The sequence below is a fragment of the Mesorhizobium sp. M4A.F.Ca.ET.050.02.1.1 genome, assembly GCF_003997725.1.
GTDB lineage: Bacteria > Pseudomonadota > Alphaproteobacteria > Rhizobiales > Rhizobiaceae > Mesorhizobium.
On record NZ_RZSG01000207.1, the window covers coordinates 1 to 8,350 of the forward strand.

General features: G+C 57.5%; 5 protein-coding genes. All 5 read left to right on the forward strand.

Annotated elements, in window-relative coordinates; translation table 11 throughout:
- Window positions 1-1,005: 1,005 nt before the first annotated feature.
- Window positions 1,006-1,887, forward strand: coding sequence for a GHMP kinase (locus tag EOA33_RS15780; RefSeq protein ID WP_127406017.1), 882 nt, complete (start codon window positions 1,006-1,008; stop codon window positions 1,885-1,887).
- Between the two features lie 23 nt (window positions 1,888-1,910).
- Complete coding sequence (locus EOA33_RS15785; protein WP_127406018.1) at window positions 1,911-3,014, forward strand: pyridoxal-phosphate dependent enzyme; 1,104 nt, start codon at window positions 1,911-1,913, stop codon at window positions 3,012-3,014.
- Window positions 3,015-3,244: 230 nt separating this feature from the next.
- Window positions 3,245-3,811: a GNAT family N-acetyltransferase gene (locus EOA33_RS15790; RefSeq protein ID WP_127406019.1), complete on the forward strand. Its 567-nt coding sequence runs from the start codon at window positions 3,245-3,247 to the stop codon at window positions 3,809-3,811.
- 674 nt (window positions 3,812-4,485) lie between these two features.
- Complete coding sequence (ectB, locus tag EOA33_RS15795; RefSeq protein WP_127406020.1) at window positions 4,486-6,387, forward strand: diaminobutyrate--2-oxoglutarate transaminase; 1,902 nt, start codon at window positions 4,486-4,488, stop codon at window positions 6,385-6,387.
- 511 nt (window positions 6,388-6,898) lie between these two features.
- Entirely contained in the window at window positions 6,899-7,609 is a 711-nt protein-coding gene (locus tag EOA33_RS15805; protein WP_127406022.1) for a hypothetical protein, read from the forward strand.
- Window positions 7,610-8,350 lie beyond the last annotated feature (741 nt).

The window sequence follows — 8,350 nt, forward strand, 5'->3', positions numbered from 1 at the left end:
TTGAGTGAAACAGACGTTGAGAAGAAATTCTTGCGCAATGTTCGTGGAACGCCGCTGGAGAAAGATGGAACAACCATTGTCGAGAGGGCGATGAATATGGAACGGCTGAGCTCTCTAAATGAAATGCGCAGCTTCTTGAGTACGGCCTGAATCTGGGTGTGGTTCCGAGAGGTTATCGACGTAAGGCCTGGATGTAGCCTCGCCGGACTAAGCATCGCAAGACGGGGATGGACAATACAAAATGCGCGAACGAAACCGCTTAGTTGACCCGAGAACATGTCAAACGTCAGGCAAGATGCGTCTAACCTGCAAGCCGGCCTTCATCTGCGCATGAGCATGAGCATGGTAGGGTGAGCGCCAACCTACAGCCACCCTTCACTTGGCAAATAGCCGCGTAGCCCGTTGATCGTCAAATGCGCCGCCTCAACAGATCGTGGGCTTGGAAGGCGACAGCGCACTGCTGCGGCTCCTTACTCAGCAAGCACCACCACAAGCGCACGCGAAGGGCTAAACACCGCCTTACCGACCGCAGGCGCCATGCAGCGCAGTTCCTAGTCCTGATCGCGACGGCGCCCTCGATTGGATCGGTGGCGGCAGTCGGGCGGCTGCCGTATCGGGTATCGTCGAGGAAGCCAAAGCGCTGTTCGTCAGGAAGGCGATCGTCGAGACCCCACCGGAATGTCATCGACGCTCACTGAGCTTTGCTCGCACCGAGGTGACACTTCAGCGTGGTCGAGTACACCATTTCAGACCCTTGCCAACAGCAAGAAATCGGCGGCGCCTCATATCCCTTTATCCGCACGCTAGACGCGATACTAGGCAAAGGGATAGCAGCAATATAGCAACAGTTGAGAAAACGTCACATACGCAATAATTCTGAAACGAAAACTTATATCTTCTTCTGTTGCTGAACCGGATGGGGCATGCCACTACTTTGGTGCGTCTAAATCAGAGGAAAGTAAAAAAGCCTCGGTTTACGGCTTTGTCCGATTCAAAGGAATTGTCATGATTGCTGCTTCTGGAGGCGCCGAGGTCGCAGGGCATCACGGCGAATTGGTTCAAGGTATATTCGAGGACGATGACGCGCAGCTCCGGCGCGCGCTGGTCTCACTGCCTTGTCGTCACCTAAAATCCAAGGCAAGTTTCACAAAGAATGATACTGGCACGGTCAGTGTCACGCCCTCGTTTTCTGAAAAGGCCAGGCGCGCAGCGGAATTGACTTTGGACGCGTTTGCGCGGTCCGGAACCGGCGGCAAGCTGGTCATCGACAGCAATATCCCAGTGGGCCGTGGCATGGGTTCGTCTACGGCCGACGTTCTAGCGAGCATCCTAGCAGTACTCGATTGTCTCGGAATAGAGACCTCCTCCGATGAGATCATGCAGATCGCCGTGCGCGCGGAAACTGCATGCGATTCCACGCTCTTCAGGCAGCAGGCGGTGCTGTTTGCCCAACGCGATGGCATCGTCATCGAATCCTTTCTTAGGCCGCTACCCTGGATAGATTTAATCAGCATCGACACGGCGCCCGACGCTACGGTCGATACGCTGGAATTCGAGCCGGCCCGCTATGACTGGGCCGAAATCGAGACTTTCCGCCCACTTCGCGGTTTGTTGCGATTAGCGATCAGGAAGGCAGATCTGCGGCTATTGGGGAGAGTTGCAACAGCGAGTGCGCGGATCAACGAGCGCTTTCTGCCTAAGCCGCGCCTGAACAACATCGAAACGATCGCCGCACGCTTCGATGCAATCGGATTGCAAGTCGCACATAGCGGCACGGTCGTCGGACTGATGTTCGACCCGCGAGACGAAAAGACGCCCGAGAACATCGATCGCGCAGTGAGCGAGCTTGGACTGCTAGATTTCCAACCGACGATCTTCTGTCATTGAGACCCAGACCTCCGGAGGGACCCATGTCTGTTCGTGCGCTGATGCGCAAATTCCAAGATTTCGAGGATCCTCGCATCGTACCGCTGAGGGAAAATCTCTACGGCGCCAGCTTCTTCCTGATGAAACTCCTGCCGGCGCGCTTCATGCTCGAGCGCGCCGTCGAAGTGGGGCAGCTGAAACAAGGGGCGACCATATGCGAGTCGTCCTCGGGAACGTTCGGCCTCGCCCTTGCGATGTTGGCCCGTCAGTACGGCTACAGGTTAATCCTCGTCAGCGACTGGGCGCTCGACCGCCATCTTCACCGTCGCCTAATCGAGCTTGGCGCCAAAGTCGACATCGTTGAGAGACCCGCCGCCTCGGGAGGTTTCCAGCAGGCTCGGCTCGACCGGCTGCAGAGGCATCTACGCGAGACCGCCGACAGCTACTGGCCCCTGCAATACGACAATCCCAACAACCCGCTCTCCTATGCAAAGATCGCCGAGCAGTTGATCAACAGGATCGGAAAGCTGGATTGCTTGGTCGGTGCAGTCGGTTCGGGCGGTTCCATGAGCGGGACATCTCGGTGCCTGCGAGTTCTGTTTCCGGAACTGCATGCTGTCGGCGTCGATACACAGAACAGCGTGCTGTTCGGCCAGCCGAGCGGTAGCATCACCAAGCTCAGCGGACTGGGCGGCCACATTGTTCCAAAGAATGTCGATCACTGCCAATTCGACGAAATCCACTGGCTGACACCAGCAGAAACATGTCAGGCGACGCATGAATTGCATCGCGAGCACGGTCTTTTCATGGGTCCGACAAGCGGTGCGGCTTACCGGGTTGCAGAATGGTGGTCCCGCAACAATCCTGGCAAGGCCGTGGTGGCGATCTTTCCCGATGAGGGGCACAGATATACTGAAACAACCTACGACCAAGAATGGGTCCAGACTATTCCCGGCTGGCCCGGACCATTGCGCCAAAACCCCGAGACCGTGGCCACGCCCAAGGAAGTAATGTTGGGATGGTCGCGTTTTTCATGGAACCGCAGAACGCTCGGGCAAGCGCTCGCGCCAGCCGGCGAAGCAAGCGGTTCAGGAAGCCTGGATGAGTGCGATGCGAGCACCGTAGGCTCGATCGACGTGATTGCGTAGGCGGATGGAACGGCGCGCGGTGAGGTGGATCCGCAGCTGGAGATCAGAACGCGACGCGGAGGTCTGCGTCGGCCATTCGATTGTGTCGATCTACCTGATTCTCTTGGCGATGCAGCGCGTTGCTTCTGCTGCAGATCAACAGTGACGTCGCATTGGTCGGCAAGTCTAAGGCAGATCGGCAAGTACTGTCCAAGAGGACAAGTATTGGCCCAGAGGAGAAGGCGAGTCTCATGGCTTCACAGTTCAATGCAGGCGGAGCGGTGGGCAGGTTATTGCGGACCACAACAAACCAGGCAGGCGCGAAAGACATCTGGCTGTTCGCCGTTACTGCCTCTGACCGGGTTGCAATCGCAGAGTTGGTGCTCGATCTGGAACAAGAGCAGTTTGCCGATCCGGTTGACGCGGTGTTCAACGAACTGCAGAACAGCCACCATCCGCAGCTGGAACATCCTTTCGCCGTTGTCGCTCGCGGCTCCGCCGTCGGCTTCTTCATTCTGCGGGAAAAACAAGCAGTGCCGGCCTGGGCGCATCGCGACGTGATCACGCTGCACAGCTTTCGGGTCTGCCGCAACCACCAAAATAAGGGCTATGGTCGGGCCGGCATCGAGTTGGCTATTGGCTGGGTACGGCAGAATCGTCCGGACGTGACGGGACTGATGCTGGCGGTCAACACGCGCAACTTGCTCGCGAAAACCATCTATCTCAAATGCGGATTCGTCGATACCGGGCAAACTCATAGCGGTCCGATCGGCGATCAGCACATCCTCGCCTACGACCTTCTCTGCCAGAGTGGCTGACGATCGGCAGATTTCATTTTTTGAAGTTCTTGTCAGGAGATCTTCGCAACAAGGGACGGAACAATTCCCGCTGCTCCAGAAGCGCAGGCGCTCCAAGCTGCAGAGCGGGCTCGCATCGAACGCCCATCGCCAAATGTGTGACGGAGACGGTAGGCTTTAAGCAAACGTGACGCACAAGCCCATTAAGGAAGCCCCTTATTTGTCGGAAGCCCTCATCATCTCAGTGGCCGCTCGGTGAGTAGTTCGGCGTCAGTGAATTTTACGCGACTGGCCTTTGAGAGTGCTGTGCGGCGCGACAATCAACGTGAGAGCGCGCCTCTCATCCAGATGTCGCGCTATAGTGCTGATCATCGTCGCTGGCAAGCGGCGCATTTGTTAAAGAACAAAGACAGCATCGGCCTGAATACAAAGAGGTTTTACAAAATATTTACTCCCCACGATTTCCACGACTGCTACTCTGCTGTCGCTGCAGGCTCGGGACTCCTGTGAACAGCCGGGAACCGTGATCTAGAGACCGATAGCCATCATAGAATGCCCGAACGGGCAACGGCCCTGAAACGGGGCGTGGGCGCCGCCGCCTTAGGGCATCTCAATGCCAGCAGGGCGCCCGATGCCTAACTGCAGAAGTTGGGAATGCGAAGCGAAGCCGCAATGAGTTCGCGTGGAGGATATGGATGGTCGGTGATAGAGAGGCTCTGTCTTTGCGATCTGGCGGCCGGTTAGCGCGAGTGACATTCCGAGAACCGACGGACAATCATGCAGCCGATGTGCGGGATCTTATCGCGCTCTGCCCGCAACTAGACCGCAACTCGCTTTACTGCGAGCTCCTGCTCTGCACTGATTTCGCCGACACCTGCGTGCTCGCGGAGCGAGCTGGTGAGGTGGTTGGCTGGCTGGCGACTTATCGGCGGCCGAGCGAGCCATCGACGCTCTTCATTTGGCAGATTGCCGTGCATCCTGAGGTACGCAACATAGGGGTGGGTAAAGGGCTGATCATCTCAGCCCTGAACAGGCCATCGTGCGAGAGCGTGACGCACGTTGAGGCCACGGTGACGCTCAGCAACAGGGCGTCCAAGTTGCTCTTCGCAGGTGTGGCTCGGGATTTGCGCGCGCCAATCCGGCAGGCTGTGCGCTTCGACCGCGATATCCATTTTAAGGGACAGCATGAGAGCGAGTACACGATAGCCATCGGCCCCATCGAACGCTCCCTCAGCCCTGCGGGCATGCCCGCCGACCTGCCAAGCCAATACCTAAATAAAGAGGCAACGATGACTGACCGAAGTGCATCAGATGGCGGGGGCGAATTCGCGATTTTCCACCATCTTGAGTCCGAAGTGCGGCGCTACGCCCGTCGCTTTCCCGTAGTTTTCGCGACAGCGCGGGGGGCCCAGCTGTTTGCGCGCGATGGGACGGCCTATCTCGATTTTCTGATGGGGTGCTCAAGTCTAAACTACGGTCACAATCCCCCCGAGCTGAAGTCCGCGCTCGCAGATTACATCGCCGGCGACGGCATCACGCATAGTCTCGATCTGTATAGTGAAGCCAAGGAGTCTTTTTTGCGGGAATTGGACGAGACGATTCTTAGACCGCGACAACTCGACTACGTCGTTCAGTTTCCCGGTCCAACCGGCGCGAACGCGGTCGAGGCTGCCCTCAAGTTAGCCCGCAAGATAACTGGTCGGTCCAACATCCTAGCCTTCACCAACGGCTTTCATGGCCTGAGCCTTGGCGCTCTCTCCTGCACCGGCAGCCGATTCCATCGCGCAGCCGCCGGCCAGCTACTCGGCGGCGTCACGCGGCTACCCTATGACGGCTATCTTGGATCCGGTGTAGACACCGCCGATTACCTTGATCGCCTGCTCTCGGATCCCTCCAGCGGTGTGGACGCCCCGGCGGCGGTGATTGTTGAGACAGTTCAGGGCGAGGGCGGCCTCAATGTCGCCGGGACGAAGTGGCTGCGCAGGGTAGCGGCCATAGCGCGCATACATGGGGCTTTGCTGATCGTCGATGACATTCAGGCGGGCGTCGGCCGGACCGATGCGTTCTTCAGTTTCGAAGCAGCGGGGCTCCGTCCAGACATCATTACAATGGCGAAGTCGATATCCGGCTATGGCCTGCCTATGGCCCTCGTCCTCATTGATCGACAACTCGACAAGTGGGAGCCGGGAGAGCACAACGGGACGTTCCGCGGCAATTGCCATGCTTTCGTGACCGCCCGCGCAGCCCTAGAGCACTTCTGGCGTACGGACAGCTTTGCTGCGGCTGTTGCGGAGAAAGGCAATCTGCTGGAAAGTCGCCTTCAGCAGATCGCGCGCAAGTACGACCCAAGCCGAGCGACAGTCAAAGGTCGTGGCATGATGCGGGGCATTGATCTGAAGTCCGGCGAGATTGCCGGTCAAGTCATCAGCACCGCCTTCCAGAATGGCCTTATTGTCGAGACCTCTGGTCCCAAAGACGAAGTTGTGAAGTGCCTGCCGCCCCTTGTCATTGGAGAGGATCAGCTTAGCCAAGGCCTGGACATCCTCGAGCAGGCTATCGAAAGTGTGATCAGCAACCAAGTGAGCACGGCAGCGTAGGAGGTGAAGCATGATCGTCAGGGATTTCAATGAGGGGAAACTCACAGCCCGAATTGTCGAGACGTCGAGCTGGGGAAGCGTGCGATTGCTTCTCAACAACGATGGGATAACCATATCACCAGAATGTATCCGGACGCCCGGCTCAAGATGCATTCGGTTCTATCGAGGCGTTCGATAGGGCATGACGCCCACAACCGAATTTATTTGGTCTACGTGTTTGTTCCTCCGAGGGGAGGCCGCGAGATGCATGATGGCCGGCGACCTCATGGCGCCAACGTTGGCAGCAAGAGTATTCGGGTCCTTCGCCTCCGCCGTCGGCCGTTCATTCTAGCAGCTACACTGATCCTGCGAGCATAGCCGAGACCAAAGAGACGGCCCGTCGAATTTGGACTGATCTCCCGCAGCTGCCTGTCCGGTGGGGCTTCGCATTGTAGAACTTTGCGATATGAGAACCTGGCGACAATAGCGCCTGATTTTCGTCTTTATCAATCTAATGGTGGAGCACCCTGAAATGCGTGACGACGCGACCACCCTTGAGGTGTCAACATACATCTGCTCGTTTGACCGAAAGGCCCGCAAAGCGGGCGTGCAATTCAGTATGGGGGAAGATTTTGAGGAGTACCTTTCAATTACAAGCAAGATTGCCGGGAAATATCCTACCTTTCCGAACTTCCGCGCGGATTGTTCACAGCTTGAGCCCGGCAAGGCGTTCTGGGTGGTTGGAGAAGATAGATTCGGTAGAGTAGCTCATGTCCAGGCACTTCGTGTGGATGATCTGGCGCCCACCAACTTGGCTGACCATCTTGAGTCATTGAAAGCCTGCTATGTGGATCCTGCAAGGCATGCCGGCCCGGGTTCCTCGTGTGTTTGTGTCGCCCCGACCGCCCGGATCATAAGCGGGATCGTAGCGTATCACGGCGATCTATGGCTCCGAAGTGACCTTAGAGGAGGGGGCTTAGCGCCCACCCTTGCAGGTATCGCTTTTGGGCTGGCATGGGCGAAATGGTCCCCCGATTTCATCTATGCTCTTGTGCCTTCTTGGCTTATCCAAAAAGGAGTCGCCGACCAGTACGGCTATCTTCACAGAGAAGCACACGGATCCGTTCTGAGTTTACCTGATCGAGACATCGAAGATGATGACTGGCTGATTTGGCTAACTCAACGCGAGTTATCCCAGCTAATCAAATGCTCGGCCAACGAGAGGATCGGGCGGCTTTCTTGAGCATAGTTTTAGTTACTGTCGGATTTAGCCTTTCTGAGGCAGAGCTGACTATGAATGAGTCTCTGGCGTGGGAACCGCAGCATGCTAGTCGCTATGAAGTGCCGGAACAGATTGGGGACCACAGGTGGCTGGATAGTTGCTTTTTTCTTTTCGAGCCTCAATACTCGACCTGCTTGACCGCCTGTCGAGACTTCACGTTCGTGTCACTTGGGCGTGTCAGGAATTCGGTCGTTGGACCGTCTCAGGCCGATGAACCGTCCGTCCCGCGCGCCTGAAACGGCTTTGGAAATACAAGCAGGGCGCCAGCATCACCCCGCCGCCACCCTTGCCGCCGACAAGATTCACGCTTGCCGAAGTCGCCGATCTGTCGCAGGGGGTTCGCCGGACATCTGGGACAGCGCGGGGCAGGAATGGGGTTGCGCCTGGCTCCAGATCGCTCGCATCGACAGGAATATACCTTCATCGTGGAAGCTTGCGGCCCTCGTCACCACCGCCGGGGCCTCTCGGTATGCTGTTTCCGTCGCTGCGCCACGCCGGCGCCACCAACCTGTGATCTTTCCGGCCAACCTTGTCGAAGGCGAGGAAGTCGCGGTCCATGATCCCGAACACCGGCTGCCCCACGATCAGTTGTCGTGGCCCTGAGTTGCTAGCGCGTCCTGTTTAATCCGGTTCACATCCTGCGGCTTTGAAGTAGTTGGCACATTCGGCTGGGGTGAAGAGGTCGACGACCGCCGACCGCAT